Source organism: Flavobacterium sp. GNP008, from assembly GCF_056428965.1.
The window spans coordinates 452954-472045 of record NZ_JBWJVL010000002.1 but is presented as its reverse complement, the minus strand read 5'-3'; the positions used below and the strand labels follow the sequence as shown (position 1 = coordinate 472045).

The 19092-nt window shown below is 33.3% G+C and carries 19 protein-coding genes; 1 reads left to right on the top strand and 18 read right to left on the bottom strand.

The genetic code is table 11. From position 1 onward, the window contains the following. Positions 1-63: 63 nt before the first annotated feature. The 18 genes from AC0608_RS08405 to AC0608_RS08320 all read right to left on the bottom strand — a co-directional run bounded on the left by AC0608_RS08405 (position 64) and on the right by AC0608_RS08320 (position 18382). Positions 64-939 carry a sugar phosphate isomerase/epimerase family protein gene (locus AC0608_RS08405; protein WP_417960039.1) on the bottom strand — a complete coding sequence of 292 codons (876 nt, stop codon included), beginning with the start codon at positions 937-939 and terminating at the stop codon, positions 64-66. A 19-nt stretch (positions 940-958) separates the two neighbouring features. Then, entirely contained in the window at positions 959-1852 is an 894-nt protein-coding gene (locus AC0608_RS08400; protein ID WP_478288754.1) for a hydroxypyruvate isomerase family protein, read from the bottom strand. Positions 1853-1861: 9 nt separating this feature from the next. Then, positions 1862-3100, bottom strand: a complete 1239-nt coding sequence (locus AC0608_RS08395; RefSeq protein WP_478288753.1) for a nucleoside permease — start codon at positions 3098-3100, stop codon at positions 1862-1864. A 57-nt stretch (positions 3101-3157) separates the two neighbouring features. Continuing rightward, entirely contained in the window at positions 3158-3892 is a 735-nt protein-coding gene (locus tag AC0608_RS08390; RefSeq protein ID WP_478288752.1) for a 3-keto-disaccharide hydrolase, read from the bottom strand. Between the two features lie 37 nt (positions 3893-3929). Beyond that, positions 3930-5387, bottom strand: coding sequence for a Gfo/Idh/MocA family protein (locus tag AC0608_RS08385; RefSeq protein ID WP_478288751.1), 1458 nt, complete (start codon positions 5385-5387; stop codon positions 3930-3932). 86 nt (positions 5388-5473) lie between these two features. Then, complete coding sequence (locus AC0608_RS08380; RefSeq protein WP_417960034.1) at positions 5474-5848, bottom strand: c-type cytochrome; 375 nt, start codon at positions 5846-5848, stop codon at positions 5474-5476. 17 nt (positions 5849-5865) lie between these two features. Continuing rightward, entirely contained in the window at positions 5866-6918 is a 1053-nt protein-coding gene (locus AC0608_RS08375) for a sugar phosphate isomerase/epimerase family protein (RefSeq protein ID WP_417960033.1), read from the bottom strand. Positions 6919-6955: 37 nt separating this feature from the next. Further along, positions 6956-8119, bottom strand: coding sequence for a Gfo/Idh/MocA family protein (locus AC0608_RS08370; protein WP_478288750.1), 1164 nt, complete (start codon positions 8117-8119; stop codon positions 6956-6958). Between the two features lie 10 nt (positions 8120-8129). Next, a complete protein-coding gene (locus AC0608_RS08365; protein WP_417960031.1) occupies positions 8130-9833 on the bottom strand; it encodes a GMC oxidoreductase in 1704 nt (567 codons plus the stop codon). Positions 9834-9886: 53 nt separating this feature from the next. After that, positions 9887-10447 carry a gluconate 2-dehydrogenase subunit 3 family protein gene (locus tag AC0608_RS08360; RefSeq protein WP_417960030.1) on the bottom strand — a complete coding sequence of 187 codons (561 nt, stop codon included), beginning with the start codon at positions 10445-10447 and terminating at the stop codon, positions 9887-9889. 534 nt (positions 10448-10981) lie between these two features. Further along, positions 10982-12172 carry a hypothetical protein gene (locus AC0608_RS08355; RefSeq protein ID WP_417960029.1) on the bottom strand — a complete coding sequence of 397 codons (1191 nt, stop codon included), beginning with the start codon at positions 12170-12172 and terminating at the stop codon, positions 10982-10984. 15 nt (positions 12173-12187) lie between these two features. Further along, on the bottom strand, positions 12188-13018 hold the full coding sequence (locus AC0608_RS08350) for a type 1 glutamine amidotransferase (protein WP_417960028.1): 831 nt from the start codon (positions 13016-13018) through the stop codon (positions 12188-12190). Positions 13019-13059: 41 nt separating this feature from the next. Continuing rightward, entirely contained in the window at positions 13060-14166 is a 1107-nt protein-coding gene (locus AC0608_RS08345; RefSeq protein WP_417960027.1) for a carboxylate-amine ligase, read from the bottom strand. A 187-nt stretch (positions 14167-14353) separates the two neighbouring features. Beyond that, on the bottom strand, positions 14354-15301 hold the full coding sequence (locus AC0608_RS08340) for an ATP-grasp domain-containing protein (protein ID WP_417960026.1): 948 nt from the start codon (positions 15299-15301) through the stop codon (positions 14354-14356). 18 nt (positions 15302-15319) lie between these two features. Beyond that, on the bottom strand, positions 15320-16033 hold the full coding sequence (locus AC0608_RS08335) for an esterase family protein (protein WP_478288749.1): 714 nt from the start codon (positions 16031-16033) through the stop codon (positions 15320-15322). A 280-nt stretch (positions 16034-16313) separates the two neighbouring features. Beyond that, a complete protein-coding gene (locus AC0608_RS08330; RefSeq protein ID WP_478288748.1) occupies positions 16314-16706 on the bottom strand; it encodes a glyoxalase in 393 nt (130 codons plus the stop codon). A 142-nt stretch (positions 16707-16848) separates the two neighbouring features. After that, positions 16849-18105 carry a mechanosensitive ion channel family protein gene (locus AC0608_RS08325; protein ID WP_417960023.1) on the bottom strand — a complete coding sequence of 419 codons (1257 nt, stop codon included), beginning with the start codon at positions 18103-18105 and terminating at the stop codon, positions 16849-16851. Then, the gene (locus AC0608_RS08320; protein ID WP_417960022.1) at positions 18098-18382 is read right to left on the bottom strand and encodes a DUF3817 domain-containing protein; all 285 of its coding nucleotides are present in this window, start codon (positions 18380-18382) and stop codon (positions 18098-18100) included. The genes AC0608_RS08325 and AC0608_RS08320 overlap by 8 nt, the downstream gene beginning before the upstream one ends. A 147-nt stretch (positions 18383-18529) precedes the next feature. Here AC0608_RS08320 and AC0608_RS08315 point away from each other — a divergent pair, with 147 nt between their 5' ends. Beyond that, positions 18530-19057, top strand: a complete 528-nt coding sequence (locus AC0608_RS08315; RefSeq protein WP_478288747.1) for a DUF6155 family protein — start codon at positions 18530-18532, stop codon at positions 19055-19057. The last annotated feature ends 35 nt before the right edge of the window (positions 19058-19092 follow it).

Here is a 19092-nt window from a genome sequence, read left to right as displayed (position 1 = left end):
TTATAGAAGAGTAGTAATAAAAAAGGGATACTTTAATATCCCTTTTTTTTTATTTAAAAATATTTAGATTAAGTTTTTCTTAATGTAGTTAAGACTGGTTACGGCCGATTCTATTGGATTTGGTTTATAGTTGGATTCGTGTTCCAAAAAGAAACGTTTCATTCCTGCAAGTTCAGATTGTGCAAAAATCGATTTGAAATCAATTGTTCCAGTTCCTATTTCGGCATTCCAATCGGGATTAACTTTATCCATATCTTTTACATGCCACATAGAGAAACGTCCGGGATATTTTTTGAATAATTGCAACGGATCATTTCCAGAACGAACGACCCAGTACAAATCCATTTCAAAATCAACTAGATTTTTATCCGTTTCATTTAATAAAATCTCATAACCATTCGTAGACCCAAATTTTGTGAATTCAAAATCATGATTGTGATAGGCTAATTTTAAACCTCCAGCTTTGCAAAGCTCTCCAACTTTATTTATTTGTAAAGCTAGTTTTTTGTAATCATCACCACTTTTTCCACGCAATTCTGAAATTATATAAGGAACTGTTACATATTCACTTCCTAAATGATTGGCTGTTTCAATATAGGATTTTACAATATCAGTTGAGCCATCTTTAATCATAGCGTTAAAATCGAAATGATTGCTAGTAGCTTTTAAAGCGTTATCATTTAGCATTGATTTAAAATCCTTTACTGAAGTTCCAAAAAAGCCTTTGTCTACCGAATAACCAAAAGTTTCTACTTCTGTAAATCCAGCTTTTCCTACTTGAGCTAAAACTCCTTTAACATCTTTAGGTAATGTATCCCGTAGTGTCCATAATTGAATCCCAATGGCTCTCTTTTTTAAGTCAAAAGCAAATGAAGGAGCAATAGCTAATGCGCCTAATGCTAAACCAGCATTAATTAAAAATTCTCTTCTTTTTATCATGGGTTATTTTTTAGATTAGTTAAATATCACAAATTGCAATAGCCTGTTTCAAAGAAGCGAGTTTGTCTGGGTTTTTAGGTACAAATTCTTGTCCTACATAACCTTTAAAACCAGTTTTTGCAATTGCTTTCATTATTGCAGAATAATTTAGTTCCTGAGTATCATCAATTTCATTTCGGCCAGGAACGCCCGCGGTATGAAAATGTGCAATATATTGATGGTTGTCTCTAATGTTTCTAATCACATCACCTTCGTCAATTTGCATGTGGTAAATATCATACAAAAGTTTAAAGTTTTCAGAATTTAAGCGTTTTGCCAATTCTACTCCCCATGATGTTCTATCACATTGGTAATCTTTATGATCAATCTTGCTGTTTAGTAATTCCATTACTAGAATTACATTATGCTTTTGAGCCAGTGGAATTAGTTTTTGCAAACCAATAATACAATTATTCCAACCTTCTTCATCTGTTATTCCTCTTCGGCTTCCGCTAAAACAAATTAGATTTTTATACCCTGCTTTTGCTACAAGCGGAATCATATCAGTGTAGTTTTTTAAAAGCGTTTCGTGGAATTTAATATCATTAAAACCATCCACTAAATTAATCTCTGCACCGTTGCACATGGTAGAAACAAGATCATATTTCTTCAACGTAGGCCAATCTTTAGGACCCACTAGATCAATCCCGGTAATCCCCATCTTTTTGGATTCGATGCAAAGAGTATCTAAATCTATGTCATTAAAACACCACCGAGAAACGGAGTGATTTATAGTACCTTTCAATTTACCCAATTGTATTTCTGTTTCATTTTTTGGCATTGCCAAAGCAGAAAATCCAGAAGGAATTCCCATAGCAGCAGTTCCGGCTAATATTCCTTTTATGGCAGATCTTCTATTTAGATTCGTACTCATTTTTTATTTTTATGCTGCAGAAGATCTTTCTTCTACTTTGTTTTTTTCATTGAATAAAAGAGCAAAAAGTAAGAATACTGCCAAAGCAATTCCAGCAGGAATAATCCAAACCATTTCCCAATTTATTGCTCCGTCTAACATTTTATAATTATCTGTTATCCAACCCGCAACAGCAAAACCAATCAACATACCAACACCGTAAGTCGCTAAAGTAATTAAGCCTTGAGCAGCACTTTTGTATTTTTCTCCTGCTTTTGAATTGGTGTAAATTTGACCAGAAACAAAAAAGAAATCATAACAAATACCGTGTAAAGCAATACCTATAATTAGCATGAAACTTAAATCACCTCCATTACCATACGCAAATAAGACATAACGAATTGCCCATGCTAACATCCCAACTAAAATGGTTTTCTTGAAACCAAAACGAGTGAAAAATACAGGAATCAATAATAAAAATAAGGCCTCCGATATTTGACCAATTGCCATTTTTCCTGTAGGATTTTCAACTCCTGATTCTGTTAAAAAAGGATGTGCATTTTGATAATAAAAAGCTAACGGAATGCAAATAAGGATTGATGAGATAAAAAAGATGGCGAAGTTTTTATCTTTCAGTAACTTTAAAGCATCAAGACCTATAATATCTCCAATTTTTATTTTTTCGTCACTTACTTTTGGTGGTGTTTTTGGTAAAGAAAAACTGAATATACCTAAAACTAAAGCGGCTATTCCTGCTAAAAGGAATGTGTTTTTAAGAAATCCTTCAGAAATTGCTTCCGCAGTATCCCAATGAAATATAAAGCTAATAGACAATCCTGCTAAAATCCAGCCAATTGTTCCCCAAACTCTAATATTAGCAAATTCTTTCTCCGGATCTTTCATTTGATTGAAAGAAACTGAATTGACTAATGCTAAAGTGGGCATGTATAAAATCATATAACTCAGAACGTAAGTATAAAACATTCCAACCTCTTCCGACTGATACATTTGATACATTAAAAATGCACCGATAAGATGAAGTATTCCTAAAATTTTTTCGGCATTAAAATAACGGTCAGCAATTAATCCTATAATAAAAGGTGCAATAATTGCGCCCCATGATTGTGTTGAAAAAATTGCAGCAGTTTCTGATCCTGATGCTTTTAGATTATTCCCCAGAAACGTACCCAGAGTTACAAACCATGCGCCCCAGATAAAAAATTCTAGGAACATCATGATAGATAATTTAATTCGAATAGTGGTATTCATTATTTTTTTTGGTTAGTTATTTTGGTAGTTACTATTTTAGTTACTAAGTGGTTTGAATTACATTCCGTTTTCGCAGCCTGTGGTTATATTCATCGAATTCCATTCTTTTATCATAATGTTTCTAAACCAAACATTGTCACCATGGTCTTGTAATGCAATTTTGCCTTTTTTGAAACCTGCAAAACCTGGCCATGTTGCAAATTTACTTCCTGCAACCAAAGTTTTAAAATTAGCATCCCAAAGGGTTGTTTCAACAATTTTTACTCCATTCAATAACAGGGTTAGCTTTCCGAATTTACATACAATATCTACCGAATTCCATTCCCCGACTGCTTTTACAGGTTCTGAAGAACTTTTGATTAAATCATATAAATCTCCTGCTCGGTGTTTTTCAATTTTCCCATCAGGATGACCGTCATTATCCAATACTTGCATTTCTAGACCGGTTTCATAAGTGTTTTTGAATTTTGTTAAATCCTCGTTTACATAGAAAATAACTCCGCTGTTTGATTTAGCAGCAACTTTCCATTCTAATTTCAAATGAAAATTTGTGTATTCTAAGTCGGTTACTAAATCCCCACCTTGACCTTCTTTTGAAGCTGTAGGATCAAAATGCAACACACCTTCTTCTACTTTCCATGCTGAACCAGCAACCGCTTTTCCATAAGAATGCCATCCTGTTGTAGTTTTACCATCAAATATCGATTTAAAACCTTTAGGTAAAACTGCTTGAGCATTAGTCGTTTGAGTCATTATGATAAGTATTAATGAAGTACAAATATTTTTAATCATTTTTTTGTTTTTTAATATTTATTAATTGAAAGGTGGATTATAACGTTAACGCTTTCCAGCCTTGACGATATTCTCGTTTTACAAATTGATTTACTTCATCAAAATTCGTAATTCTCATTTTGTCATTATCCCACAATAATTTTGCAGAGCGTCCAGGATATACCTCTTCACCAAGCTCATCTCGCTTAATATCATATCCTCTAATTGCTAAATTTGCCATTAACAAAGCTTCCGTTAATGGACCTGCAATTTCGAAAGGAGAGCTAAGTTCTTTTTTTCCATAACCAGCTATAGAAGCTTCAATCCATTGCTTGTAATGCCCATCAGCACCATCTTTTACACGGGCATATTTTTGAGCAACTTTTAGATTTTCATTTTTGCTAAGAGGAAGCAAACGAGGATTTAATCCATAGGTATCACACATCATTTTCCCTTTTGTACCAGTGAATAGTGTTCCATTTCCACCATCTCCAAAAATTTCATTTGACCCTAATTCAGAAGGTCTTTCCGGTTGAATTCCTCCATCCATCCAGTGTACTGCAATATCACCATTTGTTTTTTCTGTTTTTGGAAATGTTAACGTTACGTGACTTGAAGGTGGACAACTCTCAGGAAAATAGCCTCTTTGAAATTCGTCTACATACACCGAACCAACACTACACTGAACATCTTTAGCATATTTAAGGTTTAATACACTAAATGGAGCTTCCAGTAGGTGACAACCCATATCTCCTAAGGCACCTGTTCCGTAATCCCACCATCCGCGCCAGTTAAAAGGGACTAATTTATTTACATATTCTTTATAAGGAGCCGTTCCCAACCACAAATCCCAATCTAATTCTTTAGGAATAGCTGCTTTATTGGCTGACCAAGGAATACCTTGCGGCCAAACTGGACGGTCTGTCCAAGCATGAATAGTGTGAACATCACCTATTAAACCCGCTTCATACCATTCTTTCATGATTCGGGTACCATCGTTTGAGGCACCTTGGTTTCCCATTTGGGTTACCACCTTATACTTTTTGGCAGCTTGAGTCAAAATACGAGCTTCGTAAATATCATGAGCCATTGGTTTTTGTACATACACATGCTTTCCTAACTGCATTGCTGCTAGAGCCTGAATAGCATGGTTATGATCAGGAGTCGATACAGAAACGGCATCGAAGTTTTTATGCTCTTTATCTAACATTTCGCGCCAATCGGTATAAAATTTAGCTTTAGGAAATGCATTTACACTAGAAGCTGCTCTTCTAACATCAACATCACATAAAAATGAAATATCGGCTTTCCCACTGCTGGCAAACATTGCTATATCTGACTTTCCTTTTCCACCAACACCTATACTAGCAATTGATAAACGATCACTGGGAGCAATAAATCCTCTTCCTAAAACATGACGAGGAACAATCATAAATGCAGCTGCAGCTATCGCAGTAGTTTTTATAAAATCACGACGGTTATTTGTAATTTTATTTGCTTCTTCTTTTTCTTTCATTTGAATATGGTTAGTTAGTAGGAATAAAATGGGGTAATACAGGAGGTATCTTTATACTTTCGTTAAAAGACATACACACATCAAGATTATTTTTTTAAAGTTAAAATATATTTTGACATTGATTTTGCATCATCTTTTTTTAGAGATGCATGCGCAGACATAGGAATTGCTCCCCAAACTCCAGACCCACCTTTAATTATTTTACCGGATAAATAATTAATATTTTTGTCGTTGAGAGGATATTTTTTTGCAATATCTAAATAGGAGGGACCTATGAGTTTCTTATCCATTTTGTGACATCCCACACAATCAGATTTAGCTATTAATTTTTCCCCATCGGAAATTTGTTCCATGGTCTTGGATACTTTAGTCGCTTTTATATAGTTAGTATCTAAATTATCACTAGTGAATGAGGTTAAGCCAATTAATGCAACCCCAAAAAATAAATATTTAAGTTTCATTTTACAGTATTTAAGTTTTATAATCCTAAGTTTTTTCTATTAAAAGCTTGGTTGGTCTCTACGGCAGCAAAATCATCAAATGCTTTATCAGTAACTTTTATAATATGATTTTTTATAAATTGAGCACCTTCACGTGCGCCATCTTCTTGGTTTTTAATGCAACATTCCCATTCCATAACGGCCCAACCTTTATAATCATATTGTGCTAGTTTGCTAAAAATAGTTTTAAAATCAATTTGACCATCTCCAGGAGAACGATAACGACCTGCACGGTTTATCCAGCTTTGATACCCTCCAAAAGTTCCTTGTTTGCCTGTTGGATTGAATTCAGCATCTTTTACATGAAATGCTTTTATTCGTTCATGATAAAAATCAATGTATTGAATGTAGTCTAACTGTTGTAATACAAAATGTGATGGGTCATATAACAAACACGCTCTGGAATGATTATTCACCGCCTTCAAAAACATTTCATAAGTCTCTCCGTCAAATAAATCTTCTCCGGGATGTATTTCATAACAAAGATCGACCCCATTTTGATCAAATTCATTTAAAATTGGCAACCAGCGTTTGGCTAACTCTGCAAAACCATCTTCGACTAAGCCCGGTGGCCGTTGAGGCCAAGGATGAAAATATTGCCAAAGTAAAGAACCACTAAAGGTGGCATGAGCATTTAAACCTAAATTTTGGGATGCTTTAGCTGCATATTTTAATTGTTGAACAGCCCATTCTTGTCTGGCTTTTGAATTTCCATGGACGTTTACTGGAGCAAAAGCATCAAAAAAATCATCATACGCTGGATGAACAGCTACTAACTGACCTTGTAGATGAGTAGATAATTCTGTAATTTCTAAACCGTAAGAAGCAATTGTGCCTTTAAGTTCTTCCGCATAGGTTTTACTTTCTGCTGCTTTTTGTAAATCTATAAAACGGGTATCTAATGTTGGCATTTGAATACCTTTAAAACCCAAATCAACTGCCCACTTACAAATCCCATCTAAGGAATTAAAAGGAGCTTTGTCACTAATGAACTGGGCTAAAAATACTGCGGGACCTTGTATTGTAGTCATATTATAATTTTGTCTAAACTTTTATGAATTGCTATTTTTATAAAACGAATGGCGTCCATTTTACATCCGATTGTGATGATGCCACTACGTTATCAATAAAAGCCATTCCTCTAATCCCATCTTCAACAGAAGGAAAGTCTAACATTTCAGGTGTTGGCTCTTTATCTTCTAATTTACAACCAAGTGTTAAGGCAAAATTTCGATAGATATTTGCAAAAGCTTCTAAATAACCTTCTGGATGACCTCCTGGTGTTCTGCAATTATGAGTAGCAAATGAAGATAAATGCGCACCGTAATTACTTCCGGCTCTCAAAATTTGAGTTGGCTCATCCAACCATCTTACTATTAAAGTGTTTGGATCATGTTGGAACCATTCGATACCTCCCTTTTCACCGTAGATTCTAATTCGCAAAGCATTTTCTTCACCTGCGGCTACTTGTGATGCCATCAAAACACCTTTTGCACCGTTATCAAACTTCAATAGCACCGCTCCGTCATCATCCATTATGCGGCCTTCAACTAATGTATTCAATTCCGCACAAACATCGGTAATTTTAGCACCGGTAATATATTCAGCTAGATGTGCTGCATGCGTTCCAATGTCACCCATTACGGAACTTTTACCTGATTTAGTCGGATCTGTTCTCCAAGCCGCTTGCGCATTACCTTCTCTTTCGGATAGTTTACTCAACCACCCTTGCGGATACTCTACCCAAACTTTTCTAATCTTACCTAGTTTTCCTTCTTTAACCATTGCTTTCGCTTGTTTCACCATTGGATAACCTGAATAAGTATGAGTTAAACAAAGAATTAATCCTGTTTCTTCTACTTTTTGTTTCAATAGTTTTGCTTCTTCCAATGAAAAAGTCATCGGTTTTTCGATTACAACGTTAAAGCCATAATCCAAAGCCATCATTGCAGGTGCAAAATGAGCAAAGTTTGGAGTAACAATCGTGACAAAATCGATTCTTTCGTCAGCAGGTAAGGCTGCTTCAGCTTTAATCATTTCATTATACGTTAAATACGTTCTTGATTCGGGAAGAAACAATGCTTTTCCTGATGCAATAGCTATTTCGGGTCTAATACTTAATGCCCCGCATTTCAATTCAATTAGGCCATCCATATTGGCGGCTAAACGGTGAATAGCACCTATAAAGGCATCTTGACCACCACCTACCATACCCATTCTTAATTTTCTCATACTGATGAACCTATATATTTCCTTTTTTTAATTGTTTGACCGCATAATCACAGGCACGTGCTGTTAATGCCATAAATGTCAATGAGGGATTTTGACAGGCGATTGATGGCATACAAGAACCATCAGTAACAAATACGTTACTTACTTCATGCATTTGATTCCATTTATTTAAAACGGAGTTTTTAGGATCATTTCCCATTCTGGCAGTTCCCATTTCGTGAATAGCCATACCAGGATAGCAGTCATTATCATAGGTTTTTACATTTTTGATTCCGGATGCTTCCAACATTTCGGCAGCATCATTCATCATGTCCTCGCGCATTTTAGCTTCATTCTCTTTATACTCACAATCAATAGCCAAAACAGGTTGTCCCCATTTATCTTTTTTGTTGTGATCGATATAAACCTTATTTTCATAATATGGTAACATTTCTCCAAAGCCCCCTAATCCCATACTCCATGAATCTGCAGGAAGTGACATGCTGTCTTTAAAATCGCCACCGAAAGCTAATTCAGCAACTTCCTTATGCCATAATCCTCTGCTAGCGCCTCCTTGATATCCAAAACCTCTCAAATAATCTCTTTTATCAGCACCTACATTTTGGTATCTAGGAATATAAATACCATTAGCTCTTCTTCCGTAAGTATATTTATCTTCAAAACCTTCTGCAGTTCCTTCAGCACCACAACGAAAGTGATGGTCCATTAAATTATGTCCTAATTGTCCACTGGCATTACCCATTCCTTCTGGATGCGCTTCTGACGTTGAATTCAATAAAATAAATGTAGAACCTAAAGTAGAACCATTTACAAAAACAATTTTAGCATAAAACTCCATAGTTTCATTTGTTTCTGCATCTATCACCATAACCCCTTTTGCTTTTTTGGTGTCTTTGTCATAAATGATATGATTCACAATAGAGTAGGGTCTTACCGTTAGTCTATTGGTTGCCATTGCAGCTGGTAAAGTCGAAGATTGCGTACTGAAATAAGCACCAAACGGACAACCACGACTGCATAAATTTCTATATTGACAGCTGCCACGTCCTTTGTGAGGCACTGTTAGGTTTGCTGTACGACCAATAGTAAGAATACGGGTTCTGTTGTAATGTTTCTCCATTCTTTCTTTGACCGATTTTTCGACACAGTTCAAATCCATTGGAGGCAAGAATTTTCCGTCTGGTAAAAGAGGCCAGTTTTCAGCTTGACCACTAATTCCAGCAAATTTTTCTACATAATCATACCATTTGGTAAGGTCTTTATAACGGATAGGCCAGTCATTACCATAACCATCTTTAGCGTTATCTTCAAAATTGTGATCACTAAATCGGTAACTTTGACGACCCCACATCAAAGACTTTCCTCCAACATGAAATCCTCTGTACCAGTCAAAACGTTTGTCTTCAGTATAGGGGCATTCTAAATCATCTACCCACCATTTTTCAGTAGCTTCATTGTATGGATAATCCCGTGTTTGAACCGGATGTGTTCTTTTTTGTTCTTCTGTGAGTTTACCTGCATGTTCAAACTCCCAAGGAGCCTTCATTGCTGATTCGTAATCTGTAATATGTTCAATGTTCATACCTCGTTCCAGCATCAAAACTTTCAAACCTTTCTCCGTAAGTTCTTTTGCTGCCCAACCACCACTGATTCCTGATCCTATTACAATAGCATCATATGTGTTTTCCTCTTTTAAATTGGTATTTATATTCACGTGTTGTATTTTTATTTTTTAAAGATAATTTTAATTCCAGAAGTTCAAATAAGTTATGTTGCCCAAGCTTTTTGACCGGGAGTATATGGTGCGCTTCCATCAAATCTACCCGGAACGGGAAGGTATTCACGGGCTTGAGTACATCCTATTTCTGAAGAAAAATAACCTAGAATTGTCAAATCTCTAGCAATCAAAAAGAAAGAAGGTGCCTTATCTGCAGCAATTGTCTCATCCCTCAAAGAAGTCATTAATTGCTGACGTTCTATAACTGACATAGACAAAAAGTCTTTGTTGAAATCTTTCGAACATTTATATTGCATTGCTTTCAGTCCAGAAGCAAAAATTTCTTGCATTTTTGCAGGATAACAATCTTTAATCATCATTGGAATAAAAGCACCAAGTCCTGCTGCTTTTGCTCCTGGAGAAGATGCAGTTGTTGGTATAATGATATCCGCAAATTCAGCTAAAATTTCTTCGTCAGTAGCCGAAAAAGATACTCGATTTTTTTCCTTTTCTGGTAAAGTAAAACTTTCAAATAAAACGCCCATAGTCGTTGCTGAGATTGCGCTTCCCATCAAAAACGCAACGCTTTTTAGTGCTTCTCTTCTATTCATCTGTTAATTATTAAAATTATTGATTATCCTTAATTTATTATAACCTTACAATAATAAAGAAAAAAAAAACAGGTTAATTTTTTTTATGTTAAATTATTGAATAATTCCATATTTTTCAAATTATTAAGGGAATCACTTTCAAAAATTCATTAAACAGTATCTGTAATCTATGAAAACAAGAAAAAATAAATGTTTTAAAAAAATTAAACAGCATTGTTTTTTTTAAAAGCTACGTTTTTTATACTAATTAGCCACTACTTTACTTACAAATTTATTTTTTAGAGCCTTTTGTAATATTATCAATGCGTTAAAATGACATAATACCTAAATATTTATTCAAAAATGAATTACAAATAACATTTATAAATGTTGAAGCTAAAAATGAAGCAAATAGGTATTAAAAAAAACAAAAGGTATGGTGAAAAATCTAAAAAAAATTGTGGTTGATAAAACCTAAAAAGTATTGAAACAAAATTTTGTTTCTAAAGCATTTAAAGAATGGCTCTATTATGGAATATTTACGCTAATAAGTATTTACCGTTCAAATAATCCCAATGTACCGCCAACCCAATCTTTGTCTTTATTAAATTTTACCCCAATCATTTCCCCTCGGCTTAAACGGACTAAATTACAAAGTAGAGTAGGAGCTTCATCCTCTTTTTTCCAAACGCACAAAACACGTACTTCGGCTTTTACTTTACCCTCTGGTGATTGTACAATAGGCTTATAATGTACCTTTTTTTGAAGGATATAAAGTTCTTTATCAACTACAGATTCGATATCGTCTTTGGTAACATGAAAAACAACACCAGTTCCTGAAAAAGAAAATAAGGGTTTTAACACATAATTTTCTAAATCATTAGGAATTTCTTTTAAATCGCTCACTAAAGTAGTTTCGATACAATATTTACCTTTAAGAAAAGGCAATATAAATTTACTGATGCGAAAAAACCAATTGGGATGTCCAGCCCATTCTACATCTAAATCATCAGAAAAATGAAAATTTAACTTTAAATCGGTTCGCAAATCCAGTTCATCAAAAATAACTCGGTTATAAATTCTTTTTACTAAGATTTCATCGCCTTTGTCGTTTTTATAAAACAGTTGTTTGCCTTTCTTTGTGAGTTCTGTAACGCAAACTATTGGTATGCCAATATCTCGTTTACAGTAATAAAAATCGATTTTGGTATTTTGTTTTTCGGGTTCTATTTCGAGTAGAATAACATTTTCTTTTGCATGCTTATTGCAGATTGCTTCTTCCAGAATATCTAAATATTCCTGAGGTTCCATATTATTAATAAACGGTGTTAAGTTAGTGAGAAAAGGATACTGATTTTTAAATTTTTCATACAAATTAATCTGATAGTTATACAATGATGGGAATCCTTGTACTTCGATTAGTTTTGGGATAATTGCTCCATCTTCCTCACAAATTCCAAAATCTATTGCTAGAAAAGTAGTGTGTTCGTCCTCATTTGGAACTTTATAATTTAGCTCTAATGATTTATTTGTAAGTGCTTTAAATTCTTTTTTTTGAATAAAAGCTATAACTTCATTACAGCCTTCAACCAATTGTTCTTTTAATTCATTCGAAATAAAAAAGGGTGTTTCACATAATCTAAACGTAGGCATATAATTAAAATCGGAAGCAATATCATCCTTGAATTCTTGATATTTTTTTTCTGTAAATTGAGTATTAAACAACTCCCGATATTTTGACATCATCTCGAAATAAATTTATTAATTAGAAAGCACTCTTTTAGTTTTCATCAAGTCATTAATTGCTATTCTCAGGAAATTTGGAATCAAAGTTTCATTTGTTTTATATATTTTATCATCATCCAATAAATCTTCCAGCATATTCCGAAACTTTTTTTTCCCTTTCATATTTTTGATTTTCTCTTTGGCGTCTTTGTTTCTCAAATATGAAACAAAGCTTATCGGATCAGCTTCTGGATGAAATTGGGTCCCTACAAAATAATCCGTAAATCGAACCGCCATAATTGCACGTTCGTATTGTACATTATCCCTGATTTTTTCTAAAGAAATAATTGTAGCTCCTTTTTTAGCAAAAATACTGAGTTTAGGCTGTACCACTTGATAATCTCTCGAATCGATTCCATAAAAAGGATCAGCTAATCCTTCAAATAAAGGATCCGTAAGGCCTTCTTTGGTTTTATGAATAGTCATTACACCAAAAGAAGTATCATTTCTTTTAGTCACTGTGGCTAAACCAAAATGCAGACACGCCATTTGAAAAGAATGACAAATAAACAAAACATGCTTTTTAATTGTATTTTCCGTATTCCATTTATTCAATGAATCAATAAATGCATAATATTTCACATCCCAATTTCCATCACCAATTAATGGATTTCCAGGTCCACCAGTAGAAATGTAAATATCAAAATTGTTAATGTCTGGCAGTTCACACTTTACCCGAACATCAAATATTTCAAAACTTACCAGTGGACTAAATCGATTAACAATATCTATTATACAACGCATCCCTTGATTGGGTTCACCTTTATACATATCTAAAAGTGCAATCTTTATAATTTTATTTGGCATAACTATATTTAAAAAACAATGTACAAAGATAATTTATATTTTTATAATCCCTTTGTAAATTCCTCAGTTATAAAGTCTACTACTCTGGAAAGATCGCCTGTCTCTTCAAAAACGATTAATTGTTTGTCCGCTCCGGTTCCATTTTTTAAAATTTCATGAACATAGTTTATGTCTTCTCGACTTCCCAATTCATCCACTACATCATCAATAAAATCGAGTAATTCTAAAATAAGCATCTTGGTTTCTACTTCTTTTTGTAATCCAAAATCAATCATATTATTTTCAATTCCATAACGTGCTGCGCGGAATTTATTTTCTTTTATCAGCGCCAACCTGTAAATATTGAAACTGGTATTATTCATATTCAATTTGTAGAGTTTAGCTACAATTCCTTGAATAATTGCTACTATACAAATGGTTTCATCAACGGTTAAACACATATCACAAATTCTGAATTCGATAGTATTATAAAAAGGATGTAAACGTAAATCCCACCAAATTTTCTTTGGATTATCGATACAATTAGTCTTTACCAATGTATCCAAATAATTCTCATATGAACTCACTGAATCAAAATATTCCGGTAATCCTGTTCGTGGAAACTTGTCAAAAACTTTAGTTCTGAAGGACTTATAACCCGTTTTTCTGCCTTCCCAAAAAGGAGAGTTCGTTGAAAGGGCAAAAATATGCGGAAGAAAATATGTGGCTTGGTTCATCAATTGCAAACCAATTTCACGGTTTTCAATTCCGACATGGCAATGCATCCCAAAAATTAGATTTGAACGTGCTGCATCCTGAAGTTCATTCACAATATCGTGGTATCTGGGGTCGTCCGTTATAGGTTGATCTTGCCATTTCGAAAAAGGATGCGTTCCCGCACCACCTACAATAAGATCTTGTTTATCGGCTAATTCTACAATTTTAGAACGCAAAAAACGAATCTCATTTTTAGCATCACTTACATTATTACAAATATTGGTTCCTACTTCCACCACCGATTGGTGCATTTCAGCTTTTACTTGCTCATTCAAAATGATTTTGGCACCATCTACAATTTTTGATAAATGGGATCGTAAATCTCTTGTTTCAGGATCTATTATTTGATATTCTTCTTCAACACCAAGTGTAAAAACAGGTAGTTTTTTCATTAATTTATTTTTTTATGAGCTATTTACTTTGTCAATTCGTTTCGCTCGTGTCCTGCTTTTCGTTTCAATTTTCCTAAACCTTGAAAAAATCAGAGCTGTAAAGGGTTTTCTACACATACGACGTTCATGGAACCCCGATAAAAATTAAGTAAAGTATTCCAAGTAAGGGCAATTTATAATTAACTCTTTATTTTGCAGCTACAGCATCTTTGATAAAAGTTCCCCAAGTCAAGTTAAGTTTACCTGGTTTTTGTTTTTTTGCAGCAGCGATAGCCATTTTTGCAGCCTCCTCAACCACCCATTCAAAATTCTCAGCTCCTACCGAGGTCAATTCAGCATCTGGTGCAGGGTTTCCAAAATCTATAGCATATGGAATGCCGTCTCGAACAGCAAATTCAACCGTATTAAAGTCATATCCCAATCCTTTACAAAGTCTCAAAGTATAGTCCTTTATAGTGGCTAATAATTTTTTATCAACCGGGGGCCCATCAATCACATAACGTAAATGATGTGGATTTCTTGGTTCATATTGCATAATTCGAACCGCTTTGCAGCCCAAACAATACACTCTGAAATATTCCGTAAAAATAATTTCTTCTTGTAACATCATTACTAGTTGTCCAGTTTCCTGATGTTTTTCCCAAAACTCTTCTTTGTTTTCCAATCGATAAACGTTTTTCCAACCACCACCGGCATACGGTTTCATATAGGCTGGAAATCCAATATAATCAAAGATTCCTTCCCAGTCCATTGGGTATTTTAAATTCCGAAAAGATTTTCCAGATGTATCCGTAGGATGTTCTGCTGAAGGAAGTAGTACCGTGTTAGGCAACGGAACTCCCAAGGTATCTGCTAGTGCATTATTAAAAAATTTATCATCAGCACTCCACCAAAAAGGGTTGTTAATTACATTAGTTCCTGTCAAAGCAGCATTTTTTAAATAAGCACGGTAAAAAGGAACATCTTGTGAAATTCGGTCGATAATCACGGCATATTCACCATCTTTATTTTGAACTACTTTGTCTACTGCAACAGCTTCGGCACTAATTCCTTTTTCATTTTTTGAATTAACTCTGTCAATAAAAGCTTGGGGAAAGGTATCTTCCATTCCAAATAAAATTCCAATTTTTTTCATCCTGATTCGTTTATAATTTTAAAAAAATTTAATTCTTGATAAATAATGAGGAAACATTTCTTGCCAAACCGGCCAATCGTGTTTTCGTTCCTGACGAATATCAAGCCAATGATGTACATTTCTTTCGCTCAGAACTTTACTTAATTTTAAATTGGCATCAAAACAAATATCCCAATTAGAAGTTCCCAAAACAATATCCATGTTCCATAATTCAGAATCATTTAGACCATATAAAAAATCTTCGGGACTGTTGTAAAATACATCGTCATTATGAAAACCATCCATAAAACTTTTAATATTAAAGGCACCGCTCATCGAGAACAGATGACTTACATAGCCCGGATGTCTAAAAGAAAAATTTGCTGCATGGTAGCCTCCAAAACTACAACCCGCCATAACGACTTTTTGTGAAGGGGTATTATTCTTTACTTTTTCAACGATTTCATGACAAATCATCTTGTCATATCTAATGTGATTTTCTATGCGATGTACCGGATGGATGTGTTTGTTGTAAAAACTATCTTTGTCAATACTATCAGGACAAAATATTTGGATTAAACCTTGCTCCAAATACCATTTTGCAGCGTCAATCAATCCCATATCTTTATTTTCATGATAACTACCCATTGAAGTAGGAAATAAAATCACAGGATATCCTGCATGACCAAAAACCAACATTTCAATTTCTCTATTTAGATTGGGTGAATGCCATTTGAAATATTCTTCCTTCATAATCTTATTTTTAACAATTATAGTGAAAAAAGTCGCACAAAAAACATAAATAGTGGGACTCAAACAAAATTTATTATAAAAAATAATACGAATCTTAAATTTATATTAATTGACATAAATTTGATAAATAAGGCTGTCTTTTTTAAATTATAAACAACAAAAAAGCATGTTTTAACATCTCTAAATTTATAAATATAAGATTGTTGGTTAAAAATTTAGCGTTAATCGTTTATTAAATGATTGTTTTTAGAAAGGGTAGACAAATAGGTTTAGCTATTTTTTAAATTTCAAAAATTTGAATTTGACTTTTTAATCGTTCAATGAGCATGCTCATCATTCTTTTATTGATGCTGGAAGAGTTTTTTATATAAATAGTATATTCATCAGTTGTAAATAAACCAATAATCATTCCTTTTAAAGTATTTCTAAATTTGATGTCTTTTTGAATAGTGTTTTCTACAACAGATAATTTTTTATCAACACTGTGGCTGTAAAAATCAAGTTTATTTTTACTAATATAATTCTTAAAAGAAGCTACAAATAAATCGTTTTGTAGTTTTAAAATTGGTCGAAGTACTTCATTTTGAAATGATTCTTCAGTTGTAGATTGAGTGGTAACTGTACCAATTTTCTGGCCTCTGAATTCTTTTAAAAAAGTATCGCGTTCGTTCATGATTTTTTCTTTAAAATTAAAAAAATTATACCTGTAATACCTGTAAAACTATAATCTTTTTTAAAAAAAATATAACTGTCATTATAAGAGGTTGAAAACACTATACTATTAAATTTCTCTAATTAATACTTTAACCTTGCTATTAAACCTGTAACTCATTTTCGGAAATCGTTTCAAAAATTTCCAAATCAAAATAACCTACCGAAGCAATTATATGATCAAATATGTCTGACATGATGTATTCATAATTTTCAAATCGTTTGTCATGTGAAAAAGCATAAACTTCAAGCGGGACGCCATGTGATGTAGATTGTAATTGACGACAAAGCATCAACATGTCTTTATTTAACCCAGGATAATTAAATAAATATTCTGTAATATACTTTCGGAACAATCCTAAATTTGTGAGGTTTCGACCGTTTATAGCAATGGATTTATCAACTTTATGACTACTATTGTATTCATCAATTTCTGATTTTCGAGTATCAATATAATCCGATATAAGATGGATTTTCTTTAATTCCATTAATTCCGTTTCTTCCACAAAGCGAATACTACTCGTTTTAATAAGAATGTGTCTTTTTATTCGTCGTCCATCAGAATTGAGCATACCGCGCCAGTTTTGAAATGAATCAGAACTTAAGCTGTAAGTTGGTATCGTAGTCGTAGTATTATCAAAATTTCGAACTTTTACGGTAGCTAGATTGATTTCAATTACATCTCCATCAGCACCAAACTTATCCATTGTGATCCAGTCGCCAATTCGTACCATATCATTGATAGAGACCTGTACACTCGATACAAAACCTAAAATGGTATCTCTAAAAATCAAAATAATCACAGCAGATACAGCTCCTAATATAGTTAGAAGTTCTTTTTCATCTATATCAAACAATTTAGAGATAATCACTGTAATTCCTACAGCCCAGAGGACAATCATGATAACTTGAATAAAACTATCTATAGGTTTATCACTGTAACGAGGCTTGAGCTTTAGATAATCTCTTAAGGCATTGAATATGGTTCTAATAATCCATAAAACTAGCATTACAATATAAATGCCTACTAGTTTTCCAAAAACACCTTCCCAATATTCATATTTTTCCAGAATTATAGGAACCGATTTATAAATGAATAATAACGGAATTAAGTGAGCAATGTATTTTGCAGTTTTGTTTGTGACCAGTAAATCATCAAATTTAGTTTTGGTTTTTTGAGCAATAACCGCCATAATAGTTACCAAAACAAGCCGAAAAATAACATAAATTACATAGGCTAGAATACATAAAATAACAATGTTAATCACCAAGCTGCAATAAGAAGCTAAACTGCTTCCAAACCCCCATTTCCGCAATACGGGATATAAAAAATTGAATATTTTTTCTATAAACTTATACATTTTGTAAGTATTTCTTTTCTACGTAAAAAGTTCCAAAAGGAAGTATAGAAGCAATACTGATGATTCCAAATTTTTTAAGATCCCAATTTTGTTTAAATTTCAACACTATGGCTAAAGCAACATAGGCCACAAATAAAACGCCATGTGACATTCCTATTGGGTAAAGTAACGTTTTATATAGAGGTAAATTACTAGGTTTTATAAAAAGCATATTTGAAAATAAAGCCAAATAGGAAACTCCTTCAAGTATGGCAACAATTTTGAAAATTTTAAGCATAGAAATTAAATTTGATGATAAAAGTAAAAAATTAGGTTTTGAAAAAGCGAGCTTGCTGATATATTTGTGTCAAAATTAAGTATTATCATTGATTTACGGGGTATTGATTGCTAAAGTAAATTACTTTTGTATTCTTAAACTTTGATAATGAGTAAACGCGATTTAAAAAAATACTTGGCAGAATTAAATAAAGAGCAACTCGAGGAACAAATTATCGAATTGTACGAAAAATTCAGTCCGGTAAAGGTGTATTATGATTTTGTTTTTAATCCAAAGGAAGAAACACTTTTGAAGGAGTGCAAGCTTAAGATTTCAAACGAATATTATCCTCTGAAAAAATCGGGGAGGCGTAGTAAGCCAAAAATGCGTCGTTCAGTTGCTCAAAAATACATCAAGCATTTTACTATTTTGGGAGTAGATCCCTTTGTAATAGCTGATGTGATGCTCTATAACATTGAAATCGCACAAACATTTTCATCCGAAAACACCATCAAACAAGAACTGTTTTTTAAAAGTATGTTCAACTCCTTTGAGCAGGCAGTAGTTTTCCTGATTGCAAATGGAATTGTAAGCGATTTTAAAACCCGAATAATTGCAGTTCATCAAGAAACTATTATACAAAAATGGTACAATGAGCCCGAATTCAATGCAATTGTAGAGCGGTTTGAATATTGAATAGTTACATAATTCAATTTTATTTATTCAATCCT

Bases quoted from the DNA above. Each gene is read 5' to 3' on its own strand.
- AC0608_RS08395 (WP_478288753.1), bottom strand. From the start codon at position 3,100: ATGAATACCACTATTCGAATTAAATTATCTATCATGATGTTCCTAGAA.
- AC0608_RS08345 (WP_417960027.1), bottom strand. From the start codon at position 14,166: ATGAAAAAACTACCTGTTTTTACACTTGGTGTTGAAGAAGAATATCAA.
- AC0608_RS08360 (WP_417960030.1), bottom strand. From the start codon at position 10,447: ATGAATAGAAGAGAAGCACTAAAAAGCGTTGCGTTTTTGATGGGAAGC.
- AC0608_RS08390 (WP_478288752.1), bottom strand. From the start codon at position 3,892: ATGATTAAAAATATTTGTACTTCATTAATACTTATCATAATGACTCAA.
- AC0608_RS08335 (WP_478288749.1), bottom strand. From the start codon at position 16,033: ATGAAGGAAGAATATTTCAAATGGCATTCACCCAATCTAAATAGAGAA.
- AC0608_RS08325 (WP_417960023.1), bottom strand. From the start codon at position 18,105: ATGTATAAGTTTATAGAAAAAATATTCAATTTTTTATATCCCGTATTG.
- AC0608_RS08320 (WP_417960022.1), bottom strand. From the start codon at position 18,382: ATGCTTAAAATTTTCAAAATTGTTGCCATACTTGAAGGAGTTTCCTAT.
- AC0608_RS08370 (WP_478288750.1), bottom strand. From the start codon at position 8,119: ATGAGAAAATTAAGAATGGGTATGGTAGGTGGTGGTCAAGATGCCTTT.
- AC0608_RS08330 (WP_478288748.1), bottom strand. From the start codon at position 16,706: ATGAACGAACGCGATACTTTTTTAAAAGAATTCAGAGGCCAGAAAATT.
- AC0608_RS08355 (WP_417960029.1), bottom strand. From the start codon at position 12,172: ATGATGTCAAAATATCGGGAGTTGTTTAATACTCAATTTACAGAAAAA.
- AC0608_RS08405 (WP_417960039.1), bottom strand. From the start codon at position 939: ATGATAAAAAGAAGAGAATTTTTAATTAATGCTGGTTTAGCATTAGGC.
- AC0608_RS08315 (WP_478288747.1), top strand. From the start codon at position 18,530: ATGAGTAAACGCGATTTAAAAAAATACTTGGCAGAATTAAATAAAGAG.
- AC0608_RS08350 (WP_417960028.1), bottom strand. From the start codon at position 13,018: ATGCCAAATAAAATTATAAAGATTGCACTTTTAGATATGTATAAAGGT.
- AC0608_RS08380 (WP_417960034.1), bottom strand. From the start codon at position 5,848: ATGAAACTTAAATATTTATTTTTTGGGGTTGCATTAATTGGCTTAACC.
- AC0608_RS08340 (WP_417960026.1), bottom strand. From the start codon at position 15,301: ATGAAAAAAATTGGAATTTTATTTGGAATGGAAGATACCTTTCCCCAA.
- AC0608_RS08400 (WP_478288754.1), bottom strand. From the start codon at position 1,852: ATGAGTACGAATCTAAATAGAAGATCTGCCATAAAAGGAATATTAGCC.
- AC0608_RS08375 (WP_417960033.1), bottom strand. From the start codon at position 6,918: ATGACTACAATACAAGGTCCCGCAGTATTTTTAGCCCAGTTCATTAGT.
- AC0608_RS08385 (WP_478288751.1), bottom strand. From the start codon at position 5,387: ATGAAAGAAAAAGAAGAAGCAAATAAAATTACAAATAACCGTCGTGAT.